Genomic DNA, 18,949 nt, shown 5'->3' with positions numbered 1-18,949 from the left:
AGAGCATTACACTTTTAATGTAGTGGTCCTGGGTTCGAATCCCAGCGGGATCACAAAAAGCCTCAGAGAAATCTGAGGCTTTTTTTGTTTATACTTGTTTTTGATGCCGCTGAAGTGTTAATCTTTTATTTATTTCTACTTAACATTAAGTTAACATTGAGTGCATACCTTTAATGTATGAACTATCCAGTATTTATTTTTCACGAATTAGTGCTCCGTTTTTCATACATCAATCGTCAGGTTGGTAGATATATCTCTAATACTGTAGAAGATGGTATTATTTTGATAAGAACTACCAGCGGTAAGATCTCGATTGCGCAAGAATTGCTAGAGAAACAATATCGCAATCCTAACGAGATTTCTGCAGAGCAACTAAAAGAACTGGCTTCAGCATTCCAAGCGGAATAAGAAGGTAGCCAACGTACCTACTTTAACTGGTAAGCAATTACACTGTTTTGGTTAAATGTGGGAATATAAATAATTCTTTTCTGAGGGTTGTAACCAAGGTCTGCGGTGTTCATTTTGCCTTGTACATCTTGTAATTTCTCAATGGAACCGTCTTTCTTTATATGATAAATAATGCCTGCCCAGCAAGTAGCTATAAATTCACCATTGCCAATTGGCTCTAAACCGTCACCAACTTTCTCTAATCCCTTGGCTACAATAGTAATCTGCTTTTTGCTATCTATTTTCCACAGCTCTGTTCCAGCTAATACGAACAAATCTTTATTTATCCATTTTAAACCATTTGCACTAGTGGCATTCTCAATATAAAGCTCGTAACGGTTGTTCTTTATTTGATAGATTTTATTGGTACGAGTGTCAGAAGCGTAAAGTGTTCCATTGTTATCTACGGTAAGGTCATTTAAAAAAACGGCTTCGTCAATTTCTAGCTTGTTTTTTACCTTGCCTGTAGGTAAATCAATGCTAACAACTGCAGTAATATCGGCTACGTACAAAGTGTTTTTAAAAACGGCTAATCCTTTGGGAGCGTTCAGTCCGGTTACCCAATTCGCATTCTTCATGGTGCCGTCTAGGTTAAGTATTGCAATGCCACCTTTACCATCTTTTACATTCCCTACACCATCAATTAAACTCACGTATAATTCTTTGGTGTCGCCTTTATAAAGCACAGACTCTGGTATCGGTAGATCTTCCTTTGCTTCCCAAATCTTTTCTAAATTTTTTGTCTGAGCTTTAATGCTTCCTGCAAACAAAACAGCCGTGAATAATCCTAATAAAAAATGTCTCATATAGTTAAAGATATAAAATTGGATGACTTTAATGAATTTTGAGCGCATAAAAAAGCCCTTAAATCTTTCGACTAAGGGCCTTTTGTATGTTTGTTAGCTTTATTTTCCGCTTGCCTTAGCATGGTCTGCCAAGAAAGTTGCTAAGCCGCTATCAGTTAATGGGTGCTTTAGTAAACCTGTAATCGCAGAAAGAGGAGCAGTAATTACATCTGCACCAATTTTAGCACAAGCTACAATATGTAAAGGGCCGCGGATCGAAGCAGCTAAAATCTGAGTTTCAAATCCGTAGTTGTCAAAAATCAAGCGAATATCTTCAATTAAAGTTAAGCCATCAGTAGAAATATCATCTAATCTGCCTAAAAATGGAGATACGTAGGTTGCACCAGCTTTTGCTGCCAATAAAGCTTGAGCAGGAGAGAAGATCAAAGTACAGTTGGTTCTAATTCCTTTACTACTAAAATATTTGATGGCTTTTAGACCTTCTTTAATCATGGGTACTTTAACCACGATTTTAGAATTTAAAGCAGCTAAAGCTTCACCCTCTTTAATAATACCTTCGTAATCTGTAGCAATTACCTCAGCGCTTACATTGTCATCAACAATGTCGCAAATGGCTTTATAGTGGTTAATTACATTGTCATCGCCGGTAATGCCTTCTTTGGCCATTAAACTTGGGTTGGTAGTTACGCCATCTAGTACGCCTAAATCTTGTGCTTCTTTAATTTGGTCAAGATTAGCAGTGTCGATAAAAAATTTCATGATGTTTAATTCTTATATTGGTTTAAAGGTTAATGTTAGAAAACCTGAAGAATTATATCCCCCTTCAGAGTTTACCGTCCCAATAACTATCGGGATCTCGGAGGGTATAAGGGGAGTAAAAAATGGGCAAGCAACTTCTATCGCACCGCTACAACCTTCTACCCTTGCTTTGTTCCCAACCTGGGGGAGTTCAAAGGGAGCTGGTCGTAGAAGACTTGCCCGGCACAAAGGTAGTAAAATAGACTATTTAAAGAAACGAATTTTGATATATTTTTAAGGTGCTGTATTACAGTTTTTTATGATGTTTTTAGTGTTTTTAGGATGAGAAAAATTGACTTAATCGGCTTCCGAGATATTAATTTTTAGAAGATTTTTATTCTTTTTTCAATTTAAGTGTTTCTTGTTTTGGTGTGTTCAATCGTTTTTAATTTCCTTTACCATCATTGCTTATTTGTTTAAGTAGCTATAGCATGTGTTTTTATTTTATTGGTGCTTAAACCAGTTTTAACAAAACTCATTATGAAAGGTCATTAATTGTAGGCACTTTTATCAAAGTAGCTTTTACTTTTACTAAGTGTAGGTTTGTGTTTGTCTATTAATTTTTGGGCATCAATTGCAAGCCATATCTTTGTTGTGTCTAATTATTGCTTGCGAGAGCCTAACCTAAAAAAAAGATTGTTCGATAAATGCATTCCATAACAAAATCATTATTGCTTTTTTTTGTTATCATGGGCAAACTGGCTTTTGCGCAGAGTGAGGATGTAGTTCAATTAAATCAGCAAAGTGGACTGCCTTCTAATCATGTATATGATATCTTTCAAGACGACAGGGGATTTATTTGGATGGCAACAGATGCTGGTTTGTATCGGTATGATGGTTTTGAGTACAAATTATATGCTTCAGAAAATCAGTCTTCTCTAGCGGGAAGTGCCATCCAGCAAGATAGGTATGGTCGTATTTGGTACGAAAATTTTGATGGCTATCTTTTTTACATTGAAAATGAACGTTTGCATGAAATAAAGCAAGACCACCCTATACAATTTTTACCCTTTGGTTTAAGTGATAAATATCTTTATGTCATTTTTAAAAACGGAGTTAATGTATATAATCTTAAAACTTTAAAAATTGAAAAAACTATTAATATTGAATTTGTTTATGCTGAACACGCTGCGTTAATTAACGGACATTTTTTTATAACAGATCAAGATAAGGTAATTTGTATAGATCCTAATTTCAATTTGTATCAAACAAGCGTAAATATAGATAAGCAGGTTGGCGTTAAATTGATAAAATCGATAAAAGGTAAAATAGCTATTGTCCCGAGAAATGGAAAATATGTTAACTTTTATGATCAAAAACTTAATTATCTCTCTCGGCTCTCTATAAACCTGAAGGGCTTATTCCATGAAATTTATCAAGTTGAAAATAATAAATTTTGGTTTGTTACTTCAAAAGGAATAGAGGAGGCGGTTTTTGATAACAAAGAAATCAAGGTTTCAAATTTGAAATGGCCTAATTTGAGTATTTCTAAATACTTGCTTGATAAAAATGGTAACAGTTGGATTTCCACTATTGGCAATGGTGTGTTATTAGTGCCAAAAATTAGCAATCAACAGTTTTATGCAACCGGAGAGAAATATACTCATCTTTTCAAGAATAAAGATGCGTATGTCGCCGTAAGCAATGCGGGCGAAGTTAAACTGCTCGATTCTCAATTCTCAGCTATTAAAACATTGTTAAGTGCAAATACAAGTATGAGCTACTTGAATATATCAGCCAATAAAAAAAGTTTGATGTATGCCGATAACAAAGGTTTGCATTTGTATTCTGCTGGTAAAACAAAAGACATTAATGTTGCCGTTAAAGAGGCTGTACAGCTCGATGAAAAATATTATCTAGTTGCTGTAAGTGGTTTTTATGGGATGATGAAAAATCCTTTTGCAACTCAAAAAATTGCTTCTCAATGGGATAGGTATTTTACTCAAAATGTGTTCAATTTGGAAGATTTTAGTGCCTTTAAAAGCTATGTTAGGGCAAAAACTATTGATTACAATTTTCGAACCAAACAAATTGTAGTGGGTACGAATGTAGGCACGTTCTTAAACACATTGGGTGTAGAGCAGGAAATAAAATATAAAGCCGTACCTTTTTATGTCAAAAAGATATTTTGGTATCAAGATGTTTTATTTGCGCTAACTACAAACGGGGATTTTTATAAAATTACCGATCTGAAACATTTTGAGAGAATTGAGCTTTCTGAAAGTGGTATTAGGTTTTTGAAACGGCAAGGAAATACCATTTTTTTAGTTGGTGCAAATCTTATCTATGCCTATCACCTAGAAACTGGCAAGTTTGATAAATATGATATTGACTATAACAATAATACCATAAACGATTTTTTGGTAGAAGGTGATTTCTTGGTTATTGCTGGCGAACAAGGTGTTGTTAAGATAAAGTACAGAAATGTAGGGGCAGCTAACGAAGATGTGCCTTTTTATATCAATGGTTTGTATGTAAATGATGCTAAGGTGAAGTCGTTAGAAGGCTTGTCGTATACACAGAACAACATCAGGATAAATTATTCTTTTTTAAATTATGGTAGAAAGAATGGTGTAGTAATATCTTATAAATTGAATAATGGCGAATGGATAAGTGCTACCGAAAATGAAAGAGATGTATATTTTAGAGCACTTGCTCCTGGCAGTTATACGGTCAGTTTTAAGCTAAATGATAAGGTTCTTGCCGAAAAAACAATTATTTCTATAGCTCTGCCCATCTGGAAAACCTGGTGGTTTTACTTATTGCTTTCTGTAGTGTTGTTGGCAGTAATGCTCTTTTATTATAAAACTAAAACCAGTTTGTATACGCAGCAAATAAAACTTCTTAATGAGAAGATACAATTAGAAAGAAGCTTAGGGAAATCTGTTCTTACTTCTATTAAGGCTCAAATGAACCCGCATTTTTTCTATAATGCACTCAATACCATTCAAGCTTTTATATTTACCAATGATAAGGTAAGTGCTAATAATTATCTGGCAAAATTTTCGAAGCTGACCAGGCTGGTGCTTGAAATGTCGGAAAAGGAGATAGTTAGTTTGAGCGAAGAAATAGATGCAACCAAGATGTACCTCGATTTGGAGAAAATGCGTTTTGGGAAAAAGATAGATTATCTGATTAAGGTAAACGGAATTTCAAATACAGAAATGATAGAGCTTCCGCCAATGTTGGTGCAACCGCTTATAGAAAATGCAATTAAGCATGGCTTGTTACATTTAGATAAAGCAGGTTTGGTTACCATTACATATAGTAAACTTGGAGAGTGTTTGCAAGTTGAGGTAGATGATAATGGAGTTGGTAGAAAAAAGGCGGCAGAGCTTAAGGCTAACAAAGAAAAGTTGCACCATTCGTTTGCTATTAAGGCCAATCAAACTAGGTTAGATATATTAAATAAAGGTAGGGTAAACAGTTTGTTCGTATTAGAAATAATCGATAAGTATGAACTTGGACAGCCAAGTGGTACAATAGCCCGCCTAACAATTCCATTAGATGTATAAAGCAATTATCATAGATGACGAGGAGATGGCTAGAGTGCTGCTTCAAGAAATGCTTACGGCATATTGCCCTCAAGTAGAAACTGTAGGTTTGTGTGCAAATTTGCCGGAAGGTGTAAAGGCAATTAGGCAGCATAAGCCAGATATTGTTTTCTTGGATATTGAAATGCCGGGCTATAGTGGGCTAGAGCTGTTAGATTTTTTTAATGAAGAAGAAATTGATTTTTCAATCGTTTTTGTAACGGCTTATAATAGTTACGCTATTCAGGCTTTTAAATTATCTGCGGTAGATTATTTATTGAAGCCTGTAGAAACAGATGATTTGTTGCAAGCTGTAAAACTTTTTGAGCTTAACCGTAAAAATTCAAACCTAGAAATCTTAAAGCAAAATCTAAGTGATGTCGGCATGAAAAAAATTGCTTTGAGTACACTTAGCCAAATCTACTTTGTTAATTTAGATGATATCATGTTTTTTAAAGCGGAAGGAGCTTATACAAACGTATTTATTAACGATGGACGTAATATTTTGGTAAGTAAAGGACTTAAAAGTTTTGATACCATGCTAGAAGAAAATCCTAATTACATGAGATGCCATAAGTCCTATCTCGTTAATACGAATTACATCACGCAATATTTAAGAGCTAATGGAGGTAGTTTGTTGGTGGCAGATAAGCATGAAATAGATGTTTCTCCTTCAAAAGTAGCGGAGGTGCTTGCTAAGCTAACTTAAGCTTTGATATTTAGTTTAGAAATAGGTATAAGTGTTTTAAAGTTAATCATGTGTTAGCATAAATTAACGTGGGTTTTGACTGTTTCTTTTGATTATCAGTGTTTTGTTTGTTTTTGACTTAAAAAGTATCGTCATTGCGAGGCACGAAGCAATCTTAATGCGCAAGTTTTGTTATGCAGTCATAGTTGTAGGATTGCTTCGTGCCTCGCAATGACGGATAAGCCCCTAAACTTATGTTAAATTAAACTGTTTCTGATTTTTTAATTTTTATTATTTTATTGTAAATCAGTTGGTTGTTGTTGTTTATAATATGATCATATTATTGTATAATCTTACTTTAAATCATTTAAACCTATTATTTGGTTTTATCTTGTTTTGATAAAATTTCAATTGGTATCGTTATCTTTTGCTATAATGATAATTTGAAGCATATATTTTGCTTATAATATCTTTTTTTGATAAAATTTTTATCAAAAGTATAATTTGTGCAATTTTTTTTGTATCTTAGTGTTCACTACACACTAACTACAACCAACTAATAAATGGAAAATTTAAATGAACAACAGGGGTTGTACCGTGACAGTTTTGAGCATGACGCTTGCGGTATAGGTTTTGTTGCCCACGTGAAAGGGAGAAAATCACATCAGAACATTACAGATGCGCTAACCATTTTGGAGAATTTGGATCACCGTGGCGCATGTGGTGCTGAGCCTAATACCGGAGATGGTGCTGGTATCATGATACAGGTTCCCCACGAATTTTTATTTGACGAATGTTTACGTACGGGTTTTAGCTTGCCGCAATATGGCGACTATGGCGTAGGTATGCTTTTTATGCCTAAAGAAATTAGGGCAAGGGAAGAATGTCGTGAAATTATTTATCGCACAGCAGAAAAACTGGGATTTGAGGTGCTTGGATTTAGAAAAGTTCAGGTAGACACTACGGATATTGGTAATATGGCCCTTTCTGTAGAGCCAGAAATTGAGCAGGTCTTTGTTTCTCGCCCTTACCACATTGCTGCTGGTGCCGATTTTGAACGTAAGCTTTTCGTGCTTAAAACTTACGTTACCAAAACTATTTACAATTCTGTAAAGGATAGTAAGCAAGACTTTTACATAGCGTCGTTTTCGTCGCGAACCATTGTGTACAAGGGGCAGCTTACCTCTTTACAAGTACGTACCTATTACACCGAGCTTAGCGATAAGCGTATGGTTTCGGCCTTCGGTTTGGTACACTCACGTTTTGCAACCAATACTTTCCCGTCTTGGCGTTTGGCGCAACCATTTAGGCATATTGCCCATAATGGCGAAATCAATACGCTACAAGGTAATTTGAACTGGTTTCGTTCTAGTGTGAAATCATTTGCATCACCTTATTTTACTCCGGAGGAGTTGAATATGATTTTGCCAGTGATCGACGAAACGCAGTCAGATTCGGGATGTTTAGATAATGTAGTTGAATTACTTTTGCATGCAGGTAGGTCGTTACCGCATGTGTTAATGATGTTAATACCAGAAGCATGGGACGGAAACAAGGATATGGATCCGATGAAAAGTGCTTTCTATCAATTTCACGCTTCGTTAATGGAGCCATGGGATGGACCAGCAGCTATCGCTTTTACCGATGGTAGCTTAATTGGTGCTACTTTAGATAGAAATGGCTTACGTCCTTCGCGTTACGCACTTACCAGTGATGATAGAGTGATCATGGCATCTGAATCGGGAGCGGTTGAGATTGACCAAAGCACTGTAATCGAAAAAGGTAGGTTAACTCCTGGAAAAATGTTTGTAGTGGATATGGAGCAGGGGCGTATCATTAGCGATGACGAAATTAAGCAACAAGTTTGCGGTCGTCGTCCGTATGCGGATTGGATTAACCAATATCAAATTAGATTGGAAGAATTACCTGAACCAAGGGTAATGTTTACCAATCTTTCGGAAGAATCTATTTATAACTACCAGCAAGTATTTGGTTATAGTAGAGAGGATATCGATCTATTGATCAAGCCGATGGCGATAGACGGTAAAGAGGCTATTGGTTCGATGGGAACAGATACACCTTTAGCGGTGCTTTCAAAGCAAGCACAGCACTTATCTTCTTATTTCAAACAGTTGTTTGCGCAAGTAACCAATCCGCCAATCGATCCAATTCGTGAGCGAGTGGTAATGAGTTTGGCTGGTTTTATGGGCAACAATGGCAACTTATTGGAAGAAAACCAAATGCAGTGTCACTGTGTAGGTATCAAACATCCAATATTAACCAACCAAGAATTAGAAAAATTAAGAAGTATTGATACAGGCTTATTTCAATCTAAAACCCTACAAATGTATTTTAGGGCCGATGGAAAAGCTGGATCATTGCAAAAAGCTTTAGATCGTTTGTGCCGTTACGCAGTGGATGCTGTGGAAGATGGTTTCCAAGTGATCATTTTAAGCGATAGAGCTTTAGATTCTACCCACGCTGCAATTCCTTCTTTATTGGCGGTTTCTGCGGTACATCACCACTTAATTAGAAAAGGTTATAGAGGTGCTGTGGGTATTGTGGTAGAAGCTGGAGACGTTTGGGAAGTACATCATTTCGCTACTTTAATTGGCTTCGGTGCTACAGCTGTAAACCCATATTTGGCTTTAGAAACTATCAATACTTTTAAAGCTGAGAGTGGTTTAACACAAGATCAGTTGAATTATAACTATATCAAGTCTGTAAAAGATGGTTTGTTGAAGATTTTCTCTAAAATGGGAATTTCTACTTTGCAATCTTACCACGGAGCGCAGATTTTCGAGATCTTAGGTTTAAATCAACAAGTAGTTTCTACTTATTTCACAGGTGCGGTTTCTCGTATTGGTGGTTTAGGTTTGGATGAAATTGCGCAAGAAGCGTTGATTAAGCATAACCGTATTTTTGGAAAGCATACGCAAACAGAGCATATTTTAACTGCCGGTGGTACTTATAAATGGAGAAGACGGGGTGAAAAGCACTTGTTCAATCCAGAAACGATCCACTTATTGCAAAATGCAACCCGCAGAAACGATTTTCCTACGTTTAAAAAATATTCGAAGTTAATTAATGAGCAAACTACGCAGGCTTATACCATTAGAGGTTTGTTCGAATTCAATTATACTCGTCCGTCTATAAGCATTGATGAGGTAGAGCCAATTGAGAATATCTTCAAAAGATTTGCTACAGGAGCGATGTCTTTCGGATCAATCTCTCATGAGGCACACTCTACTTTAGCTATTGCGATGAATAGAATTGGCGGTAAAAGTAACACTGGCGAGGGTGGTGAGGATGAAATCCGTTACCAAACTTTAGAAAATGGCGACTCCATGCGTTCGTCGATCAAGCAAATTGCATCGGCTCGTTTTGGGGTAACCAGTTACTATTTAACCAATGCCGATGAGTTGCAGATTAAAATGGCTCAAGGCGCAAAACCTGGAGAAGGTGGTCAATTACCTGGGCACAAAGTGGATGATTGGATTGCAAAAGTTCGTCACGCTACGCCAGGTGTGGGTTTAATTTCTCCTCCTCCGCACCACGATATTTATTCTATCGAAGATTTAGCACAGCTGATTTACGATTTGAAAAATGCCAATCGTGCCGCTAGAATTAACGTGAAGTTGGTTTCTAAAGCGGGTGTAGGTACAATTGCTGCTGGTGTGGCTAAAGCTCACGCTGACGTAGTTTTGGTTTCAGGTTACGATGGTGGTACAGGAGCCTCTCCTTTAACTTCGGTTCAGCATGCTGGTTTGCCTTGGGAACTTGGTTTAGCAGAAGCGCACCAAACATTGGTGAAAAATCGTCTAAGAAGTAGGGTAGTATTACAAACCGATGGTCAGTTGAAAACAGGTAGAGACATTGTAATTGCTACTTTATTAGGTGCTGAGGAGTGGGGAGTGGCAACTGCTGCACTAGTAACTGCAGGCTGTATCATGATGCGTAAATGCCACTTGAATACTTGTCCAGTTGGTGTAGCTACGCAAGATCCTAACTTGAGAAAGTTATTTACCGGTGATGCAGATCACGTTGTAAACTTGTTCCAGTTCTTAGCGCAAGAAGTTCGTGAATTGATGGCTGAATTAGGTTTCAGAACGGTGAACGAAATGGTTGGTCAATCTGATTTGTTGAAAGTGAGAGAGTTTGCGGAAGCAGATTGGAAATTGAAACATGTAGATTTAACGCCAATTTTGTACAAAGAGCCAGCTAATGGACAACCTTTATACAATACAGAACAGCAAGATCACGGTTTAGATAAAGTATTGGATCATCAGTTAATTGCAGCTGCACAGCCGGCTATATTAAACAATGAGCCAGTTTTTGCCAACTTTGATGTGAAAAACACAGACCGTTCTATCGGTACGATGTTATCGAACGAAATTTCTAAAGTTCACAAAAGCGCTGGCTTAACACCAGATACGATCAACTTTAAATGCTTCGGTTCTGCCGGACAGAGTTTTGGTGCTTTTGCAACTAAAGGCTTAACACTTACTTTAGAAGGCGAGGGTAATGACTACGTAGGCAAAGGTTTATCTGGTGCTAAAGTGGTGGTTTATCCTTTTGGAAATATCAACTATGTACCAGAACAAAATATCATTATCGGTAACGTAGCACTTTACGGTGCAACCTCTGGAGAGTTGTATGCTCGTGGTAAAGCAGGCGAACGTTTTGCAGTTCGTAACTCTGGAGCTACAGCAGTAGTAGAAGGAGTGGGAGATCACGGTTGTGAGTACATGACAGGTGGTGAAGTGTTAATTTTAGGTGATACAGGAAGCAACTTTGCCGCAGGTATGAGTGGTGGTATCGCTTGGATTTACGACACCAGCAAAACTTTCGCCAACAAATGCAATCCGGAGATGGTGGATCTAGATCCATTACAACAAGAGGATGAGGAAAGAATTACTACGTTATTGAAAAACCACTTGAGGTTAACTAGCAGTAAGGTAGCGGAATTCATCCTTAGCGATTGGGAAAATCAAGCTAAACATTTTGTGAAAGTTTTCCCTAAAGAATACAAAGCAGTTTTATTACAACGTCAACAAGTAAAAGTTAATTAAGATGGGAAAAGTGACAGGATTTTTTGAATACGAAAGAGTTTCGCCTTCAAAACAAGCGCCTCAAGAGCGTTTAAATCACTACGATGAGTTTGTATCGCTATTGCCATCTGATGAGTTGAACAGACAATCTGGTCGTTGTATGGATTGCGGTGTGCCGTTTTGCCAATCTGGTTGCCCATTAGGAAATGTAATTCCTGAGTTTAACGATGCGGTTTATCAGGGTAAATGGTTGCAAGCTGCCGAGATTTTATTAAGTACAAACAATTTTCCGGAATTTACGGGTAGAATTTGTCCTGCGCCTTGCGAAAGTGCTTGTGTGTTGGGAATAAACAAATCTCCAGTTTCTATTGAGGAAATTGAAAAGCATATCATTGAAATTGCTTTCGAAAAAGGCTATATCAAAGCAAACGAGCCATTAATCAGAACTGGTAAAAAAGTGGCTGTGGTAGGTTCTGGTCCTGCGGGATTAGCTGCTGCTGCGCAATTGAACAAAGCTGGTCATGAAGTAGTAGTTTACGAACGTGATGATGTAGCTGGTGGATTGCTTCGTTATGGTATTCCTGATTTTAAACTACAGAAAGATGTGGTAGAAAGAAGGATTAAATTGATGGAGGAAGAGGGAATAACTTTTCAATACAATGCTAACGTTGGCGAAAATGTGGAAATCAGCACTTTATTACGCGATTTCCAGGCGATTGTTTTAGCTGGTGGTTCAACTATCCCTCGTGATTTGAACTTGCCAGGAAGGGATGCTAAAGGGGTTCATTTTGCAATGGATTTCTTGAAGCAACAGAACAAACGTGTGGGTGGTCGTAAAGTAGAGGCTGAAGAGATTTTAGCGACAGGCAAAAACGTGATTGTAATTGGTGGCGGTGATACAGGTTCAGATTGTATCGGTACTTCAAACCGTCATGGAGCAAAATCTGTTACGCAGTTTGAGATTATGCCAATGCCTCCACAAATGCGTACGGTAAACATGCCTTGGCCAAGTTATCCAATGTTATTGAAAATCACTACTTCTCACGAAGAAGGTGCGCAACGTGCTTGGTCGGTGAATACCAAAGAATTTATTAAAGATGAACAAGGTAATTTGAAAGCCCTAAAAGTAGTTGATGTAGAATGGGATATTGATACCGCAACTGGACGACCGCTTGGCTTTAAAGAAGTTCCAGGAACTGAAAAAGAATATCCTTGCGAATTGGTGCTGTTAGCAATGGGTTTCTTGCATCCTCAAAAGGAAGGTTTAATTGAGAAATTAGGTGTAGAATTGGATGAAAGAGGAAATGTAAAAGCTGTTGAAGGTCAATATCAAACTAACATCCCTAAGATTTTTGCCGCTGGCGATATGCGCAGAGGACAATCTTTAGTGGTTTGGGCAATTTCTGAAGGTCGTGAGACGGCTCGTAAAGTGGATGAACACTTAATGGGTTTCAGTAAATTACCATCTAAAGATGCCGTAGCTTACGCTTAAGAACTTTTGTTTTTATACTTTTACAACCAAGGTCCAGACGTTTTTCGTTTGGGCCTTTTTTGTTATTGCGTATCGGTTTTGCCTTTTGTCGTCATTTCGAACGTAGAGAGAAATCTAGCAAATGAAAATACACATGTAATAAATTAACTTTTAGATTTCTCCTATCGTCGAAATGACGTTTAGTTGCAAATTGATGGTATACACTTGTTGTGTGCCTGAATCTTTCTTCTCCGTAAAATCGAAAGATCTCTCCGCTACGGTCGAGTTGACGACCAAATGTTATAAAAAACTACCCAGGAATATTATGCTTTAACAGAAAACTTGCCAATTCTAAATCTTCAGGAAATGTTACCTTGATATTATTCCTATTGCCTTCGATTAGATTAATTGGAAAGCCAGCAGCCTCTACAACTGAGGCATCATCTGTGAAAATAGGAGAGAACGATTGCTGGTAAGCTATTCTAAGCTGGCCTAAATCGAATGTTTGAGGTGTTTGTATCAGTACCAATTTGTCACGATTTAAGATTTTGCTGCTCGTATTCTCAATCTCACGCACAGAATCGCTAGGCTTAACACAAGGAATAGCATTGCCTAATTCTAAAGCATGCTTAAAAGTCTGTGTAATTAAGCTTGAATTTATCACTGGTCTAACCGCATCATGAATGGCTACAACGCCATCGTCTCTAATGGACATCAAACCGTTTCTTACAGAGTGAAAACGTTCTTTGCCGCCCTCTATTAAAGTGTGGGGAATATTAAAATTGTACTTTAAACAAAGCTCCTTCCAGTATTCATGCTCAGCTTTTGCTAAAACTACGATGATTTCTGGTTGAACTTCAGAAAGATGAAAAGCCTGTAATGTATGCATCATCACAGGCTTTTCATTAAGCAATAAAAACTGTTTGGCTATTGCGGTTTGCATTCGCTTTCCAGACCCACCAGCTACAATTATTGCGTAGAATTTCATATTTATTTAGTATTGAGTAGTTAGTATTGTGTATTGAGATGTGAAATTAAACGCAATACGCAATTCTCATTACGCTGTACTTATATAATTAACATCGCATCTCCGTAGCTGTAGAAACGATATTTCTCTTTCACAGCAACTTCGTATGCGTTCATTACATTTTCGTAACCACCAAAAGCACTTACCATCATCAATAAAGTAGATTCAGAGGTGTGGAAATTGGTAATCATCGAGTTAGCAATGCTAAACTCGTAAGGAGGGAAAATAAACTTGCTAGTCCAATCGTTTGCTGCTTTTAACGTTCTGTTTGCAGAAACCGCTGATTCGATAGCACGCATTGAAGTTGTACCAACAGCACAAATTCTTCTTTTCTCTTCTATTGCTTTGTTAACAATGTTTGCGTCCTTTTGTTCGATAATAAACTGCTCAGAGTCCATTTTGTGCTTAGTTAAATCTTCTACCTCAACCGGGCGGAAAGTTCCTAAACCAACGTGTAGGGTAACCTCTGCAAAGTCAATACCTTTAAGCTCTAAACGTTTCATCAGCTCTCTGCTAAAGTGTAAACCCGCAGTAGGAGCAGCTACAGCACCTTCGTGTTTAGCAAAAATAGTTTGGTAACGCTCTTTGTCTTTTTCAGTTGCTTTACGCTTGATGTATTTTGGAAGTGGAGTTTCACCTAAAATTTCTACGTTTCTTCTAAATTCCTCGTCAGTTCCATCAAATAAGAAACGAATAGTACGCCCACGTGAAGTAGTGTTGTCTACAACCTCTGCAACTAGTAAATCATCATCACCAAAATACAGTTTGTTACCAACACGAATTTTACGGGCTGGATCTACCAAAACATCCCATAAACGAAGCTCCTTATTTAATTCGCGTAACAAAAAAACCTCAATAGTAGCACCAGTTTTTTCTTTATTGCCATATAAACGAGCAGGAAAAACCTTGGTGTTATTAAGGATCATTACATCTTTATCGTCAAAATAACCTAAAACATCTTTGAAGATTTTATGCTCAATCTTACCAGTGTCTTTGTGTAACACCATTAAACGTGCTTCGTCTCTCTCTTCTGCAGGATCATTTGCTAAAAGTGAGTCAGGTAAATTGAACTTGAATTGAGATAACTTCATATTTTATGGATATAGTAAATTAGGGCGCAAATTTACAAAATAATATCCTTTTTTTGAAATGGAAAACACATAGGCAGATAATTTCAAAAAAATACAGCTATTTAATTGCAGTGTGGATAGTTTTTTAGCTGATTATCCTTAACTTTTTACTTTTCACTTATGGAGGTGTAACCTTTTTAACTACATTTGGTCTAACAATTATGCTGCTAGTTTTTCGACTTATTGGAGAGAGTTTTAGGTTTGCTTGGGACGCTCTACGACAAAATAAATTACGTACGTCACTGTCCCTTTTGGGTATTACCATTGGTATTTTTATCATTATCGCTGTTTTTACGGGGGTTGATACTATGCGAAACAATATTCAGGCAAGTGTTGATAAGCTAGGTTCTAACACTTTGTTTGTGCAAAAATGGCCTTGGATTTTTGGTGATAGCTACCCTTGGTGGAAATATGTGAACCGTCCTGAACCTTCTTATAGAGATTATTTGGCTTTGCGGGAACGAATGGAAAGTGCCAAAGGCGTATGTTTTGAAGTTTCTGCTAGCGGTAGAACTGTAAAATATAGAAGCGCTTCGGTAGAAGGTGCATTTTTAAATGCCGCTACGCATGAGTATGATCAAACTTGGAATTTAGAGTTTCAAGCTGGAAGATATTTTACAGATAATGAAAGCCAAACGGGAAGCCCGGTATGTATTATGGGGGCCGAAATAGCTGAAGGACTTTTTGGTAGTGATGATCCGGTTGGAAAACAGATCAAATTGGTAGGCAGAAGGGTAACTGTAGTAGGTGTGTTTAAAAAAGAAGGTGAAGATATGATGGGCATGTCGCAGGATAAAAATGTGCTTGTACCAATGAACTTTGCCAAGGGAATTTTCGATATCAACAACGAGCGTTATAACCCTCAGATAACCGTACGTGGTAAAGAGCACATCAGTTTAGACGAGGTAGAGAGCGAACTTAAAGGTCAGATGCGGGCAATAAGAAGGATAGGGCCTGGGCAAGAAGAGGATTTTTCGCTGAACAAAACCACTATGCTTTCTAACCAGTTAGATTTAATGTTTGATGCTATTAACATTGGCGGCTGGATTATTGGTGGTTTTTCTATTTTGGTAGGTGGTTTCGGTATTGCTAACATTATGTTCGTTTCTGTGAGGGAACGTACCAATATTATAGGTATACAGAAATCTTTAGGTGCTAAAAATTACTTTATACTCTTACAGTTTATTTTCGAGGCTGTAGTGCTCTGTTTAATGGGGGGGCTATGCGGATTGCTGTTGGTTTATCTGATTACTTTATTAGTTAATGCACTTACAGATTTTACAGTAGTGCTGTACCTGAGCAATATCATGTTAGGCATAAGCGTTTCGGTTATTATAGGGATGATCTCTGGATTTTGGCCAGCTTATTCTGCTTCGAGGTTAGATCCGGTGGAAGCGATTAGGAGTTAGGGTGTTTTCTTAGGTTTTTTTGATTTATCTTGTTATTAGGTGTTTAATTTAAACTTAGAAGCTGTTTAAATTTCCTTTGCAAAAATACAGGTGTCATGTTGAGCTCGTCGAAACATTCTTCAGCAAGTAGTCTTCGATACCGATTAAATCGGCACAGGCTAAGCTCAGACTGACAAGTAAAAAAATTCACTAAAATTTAAACAGCTTCTTAATTTATTCTTTTTAACTCCACATACTCCTGTGCGGTTAAAATCGGTAGTTTAGTATTCTTGAAATCTCTTTTGTTTCTTGTGACAATGATGTCCAGATTGTTTTCAAGTGCTGTATGGTACTGCATAGCATCTTCAAAATCTTTAAAATCAGAAGCTAAGGCCAGATCTATAATTTTATCATCAGTTGGCAAAACTTTAACCAATATTTTGAACTTGATAATTATCTTTCTGACATCGTCTGCCTTGTACCTATTTGTTAGTAAATAATGAGTGTTAGCTATAGTCAAAGCAGAAACATATAGATCAATTTCTTCATTGTCCGATTTAGAAAATAGCTCTTGTGCAGCTTCGTAAAAACCATCTCGTTTCGCAAGCAGGTCCAATACAATGTTGGTGTCAACAAATACTTTTTCCATCATTTGTATTTTTTTTCTAGATAGTCTATATATTCTTCTTTGTAATCTTTGTCTTCTAATTTAATTACACCTGTCAAGCTCTCTACCAAAGGAGTTACTTTAGATTTCTCTTTGTCTTTTTTGGTAAGCGAGTGAAGGTAGTTTTCTATCAGTTTTGATAGGCTAACACGATTTTCTTTAGCGTACGTCTTCGCCTCTTCAATAATATGTTGATTGATATTTAAAGTTAGTTTCGTGTTCATGGCTTCTTATGTTACGTATAAATATATTGTAAAGTTACGTAAAATTATATAAAAGTATATGGACTGATGCTGATATTGATTTGATATTTTATTAGTGTCAAGTAAATCTTAGCATACTGATAACTTCCTCACATATCTTCTGAACTAAGTCGCCTAAACGGGATAGAAGTGGATACCGATTTTAAGTACTATCCGCAATTTTGAAAGGATTGCTCGGTTATTTCACAGGTTTTTTCGGTAGTAACGGATAGCCCGGCTTTCGGAACCTAGCAGCACTGAAATTGCTTTTCAAATAAAAAAGCGCCCTGATATGGAAATCGAGCGCTTTCTATTTATGTTGTTTGAGGATAGGCTAGCTTAATTTGCCTAATGCTTCTTTAATTCTTCTCAACGCCTCTACCAAACTCTCGTCTGATGCAGCGTAAGATAAGCGGATGTAATTGTCGTTACCGAAGCTATCGCCGCCTACAGTTGCCACGTGGCCAACGTTTAATAGGTAAAGTGCCAAGTCGCCAGAGCCTTTAATTACATTCCCATCAGCATCTTTTTTGCCAAAGAACGAGCTCACTTCCGGGAAGAAATAAAATGCGCCTTCTGGTAGGTTGGTTTTAACACCTGGAATATCTTTTAATAAATCATAAACCAATTGACGACGACGAGCGAAAGCTTTTTTCATCTCGTTTACGGTATCCAAACCTTGCTCGTAAGCTACAATACCGGCACGCTGTGCAATAGAACAAGTTCCAGAGGTGGTTTGGCCTTGTAATTTATCGTTGGCAGCAGCAATTTCTTTGCTAGCGGCAATATAACCTAAACGCCAGCCCGTCATTGCGAATGCTTTAGAAAAACCATTTACGATAATTACACGATCTTTAACGCTTGGAAACTGTGCAATTGATTCGTGTTGGTCAACAAAGTTGATGTGCTCGTAAATCTCGTCAGAAAGGATGAAGATTTGAGGGTGTTTTTCGAACACTTTTGCTAAAGCAGCTAGTTCATCTTTGCTGTAAACTGTGCCCGTTGGGTTGTTTGGCGAAGAAAACATAAACAATTTACTTTTTGGAGTAATTGCTGCTTCTAATTGCTCTGGGGTAATTTTAAAATCACTTTCTATAGATGCATCAATAAAAACAGATTTACCTTCGGCAAGTGTTACCATTTCAGAATAAGAAACCCAGTAAGGAGTAGGGATAATTACCTCATCGCCTGGATTTATCAAAGTAAGGATTACGTTAGAAAGAGATTGCTTTGCGCCGGTAGAAACAACGATTTGCGAAATGTCGTAATCAAGGTTGTTTTCTTCCTTCAACTTGTTAACAATAGCTTGACGCAAATCTGGATATCCTGGTACTGGAGAGTAACGGGTAAAGTTATCGTCTAAAGCCTTTTTCGCAGCTTCTTTAACATGTTCTGGTGTGTTAAAATCTGGCTCTCCAACACTTAAACTAATAACGTTTACGCCTTTTGCAGCTAGCTCGCGACCTAATTTGGTCATTTTTAGCGTAGCTGATTCTGATAGGTTATTTATTCTGTCTGATAAAATACTCATGATGTTTCTGTGAGGTAGCAAATATAAAAACCTTATTCATAAAGCCCTAATAAAAGATGTTTTTAAATGGAATTAATTTAAGATTTGCTCACTTTTTTTGAGATATTGATAATGATGGATTGGAAGTTGGTTTGCGCTTTTAGCTATTTTCTCATTTCGTCATTTCTCAT

At 37.2% G+C, this 18,949-nt stretch carries 13 protein-coding genes and 1 other RNA gene; 6 read left to right on the top strand and 8 right to left on the bottom strand.

The window, feature by feature from the left end:
* Positions 1-177 precede the first annotated feature (177 nt).
* A complete protein-coding gene (locus tag REI64_RS18280) occupies positions 178-408 on the top strand; it encodes a hypothetical protein (RefSeq protein ID WP_308851592.1) in 231 nt (76 codons plus the stop codon).
* 17 nt (positions 409-425) lie between these two features.
* Here the strand turns inward: REI64_RS18280 and REI64_RS18275 are convergent, their stop codons facing one another.
* From REI64_RS18275 to ffs, 3 genes are all read right to left on the bottom strand, one after another.
* On the bottom strand, positions 426-1,253 hold the full coding sequence (locus REI64_RS18275) for an ATP-binding protein (RefSeq protein WP_308851591.1): 828 nt from the start codon (positions 1,251-1,253) through the stop codon (positions 426-428).
* Positions 1,254-1,352: 99 nt separating this feature from the next.
* Positions 1,353-2,012, bottom strand: a complete 660-nt coding sequence (gene fsa, locus REI64_RS18270; protein WP_308851590.1) for a fructose-6-phosphate aldolase — start codon at positions 2,010-2,012, stop codon at positions 1,353-1,355.
* Positions 2,013-2,133: 121 nt separating this feature from the next.
* Positions 2,134-2,233, bottom strand: an RNA gene (gene ffs, locus REI64_RS18265) — signal recognition particle sRNA small type.
* Positions 2,234-2,740: 507 nt separating this feature from the next.
* Between ffs and REI64_RS18260 the strand changes: the two genes are divergently transcribed.
* The 4 genes from REI64_RS18260 (at position 2,741) to REI64_RS18245 (ending at position 12,815) form a co-directional block, all read left to right on the top strand.
* Complete coding sequence (locus REI64_RS18260; RefSeq protein ID WP_308851589.1) at positions 2,741-5,566, top strand: histidine kinase; 2,826 nt, start codon at positions 2,741-2,743, stop codon at positions 5,564-5,566.
* A complete protein-coding gene (locus tag REI64_RS18255; RefSeq protein ID WP_308851588.1) occupies positions 5,559-6,293 on the top strand; it encodes a LytTR family DNA-binding domain-containing protein in 735 nt (244 codons plus the stop codon). The genes REI64_RS18260 and REI64_RS18255 overlap by 8 nt, the downstream gene beginning before the upstream one ends.
* A gap of 542 nt (positions 6,294-6,835) precedes the next feature.
* On the top strand, positions 6,836-11,344 hold the full coding sequence (gene gltB, locus REI64_RS18250) for a glutamate synthase large subunit (protein WP_308851587.1): 4,509 nt from the start codon (positions 6,836-6,838) through the stop codon (positions 11,342-11,344).
* A 1-nt stretch (position 11,345) separates the two neighbouring features.
* A complete protein-coding gene (locus tag REI64_RS18245) occupies positions 11,346-12,815 on the top strand; it encodes a glutamate synthase subunit beta (RefSeq protein ID WP_308851586.1) in 1,470 nt (489 codons plus the stop codon).
* Between the two features lie 289 nt (positions 12,816-13,104).
* Here REI64_RS18245 and REI64_RS18240 read toward each other — a convergent pair whose 3' ends face one another.
* Positions 13,105-13,782, bottom strand: a complete 678-nt coding sequence (locus tag REI64_RS18240; protein WP_308851585.1) for a 2-C-methyl-D-erythritol 4-phosphate cytidylyltransferase — start codon at positions 13,780-13,782, stop codon at positions 13,105-13,107.
* A gap of 80 nt (positions 13,783-13,862) precedes the next feature.
* Positions 13,863-14,912 (bottom strand): tRNA preQ1(34) S-adenosylmethionine ribosyltransferase-isomerase QueA, encoded by a 1,050-nt coding sequence (gene queA / locus REI64_RS18235; RefSeq protein ID WP_308851584.1) that lies wholly within the window; start codon positions 14,910-14,912, stop codon positions 13,863-13,865.
* Between the two features lie 203 nt (positions 14,913-15,115).
* Between queA and REI64_RS18230 the strand changes: the two genes are divergently transcribed.
* A complete protein-coding gene (locus tag REI64_RS18230) occupies positions 15,116-16,360 on the top strand; it encodes an ABC transporter permease (RefSeq protein ID WP_308851594.1) in 1,245 nt (414 codons plus the stop codon).
* 208 nt (positions 16,361-16,568) lie between these two features.
* On the opposite strand, the gene REI64_RS18225 is transcribed toward REI64_RS18230, so the two are convergent.
* From REI64_RS18225 to REI64_RS18215, 3 genes are all read right to left on the bottom strand, one after another.
* Positions 16,569-16,991: a PIN domain-containing protein gene (locus tag REI64_RS18225; RefSeq protein ID WP_308851583.1), complete on the bottom strand. Its 423-nt coding sequence runs from the start codon at positions 16,989-16,991 to the stop codon at positions 16,569-16,571.
* Complete coding sequence (locus REI64_RS18220; protein ID WP_308851582.1) at positions 16,988-17,230, bottom strand: DUF6364 family protein; 243 nt, start codon at positions 17,228-17,230, stop codon at positions 16,988-16,990. The genes REI64_RS18225 and REI64_RS18220 overlap by 4 nt, the downstream gene beginning before the upstream one ends.
* 352 nt (positions 17,231-17,582) lie before the next feature.
* Complete coding sequence (locus REI64_RS18215; protein WP_308851581.1) at positions 17,583-18,779, bottom strand: pyridoxal phosphate-dependent aminotransferase; 1,197 nt, start codon at positions 18,777-18,779, stop codon at positions 17,583-17,585.
* Positions 18,780-18,949: the final 170 nt, after the last annotated feature.

Source organism: Pedobacter sp. (assembly GCF_031119335.1).
In the GTDB taxonomy this organism is placed as follows: domain Bacteria; phylum Bacteroidota; class Bacteroidia; order Sphingobacteriales; family Sphingobacteriaceae; genus Pedobacter.
This window is presented reverse-complemented; position numbering and strand designations above follow the sequence as displayed.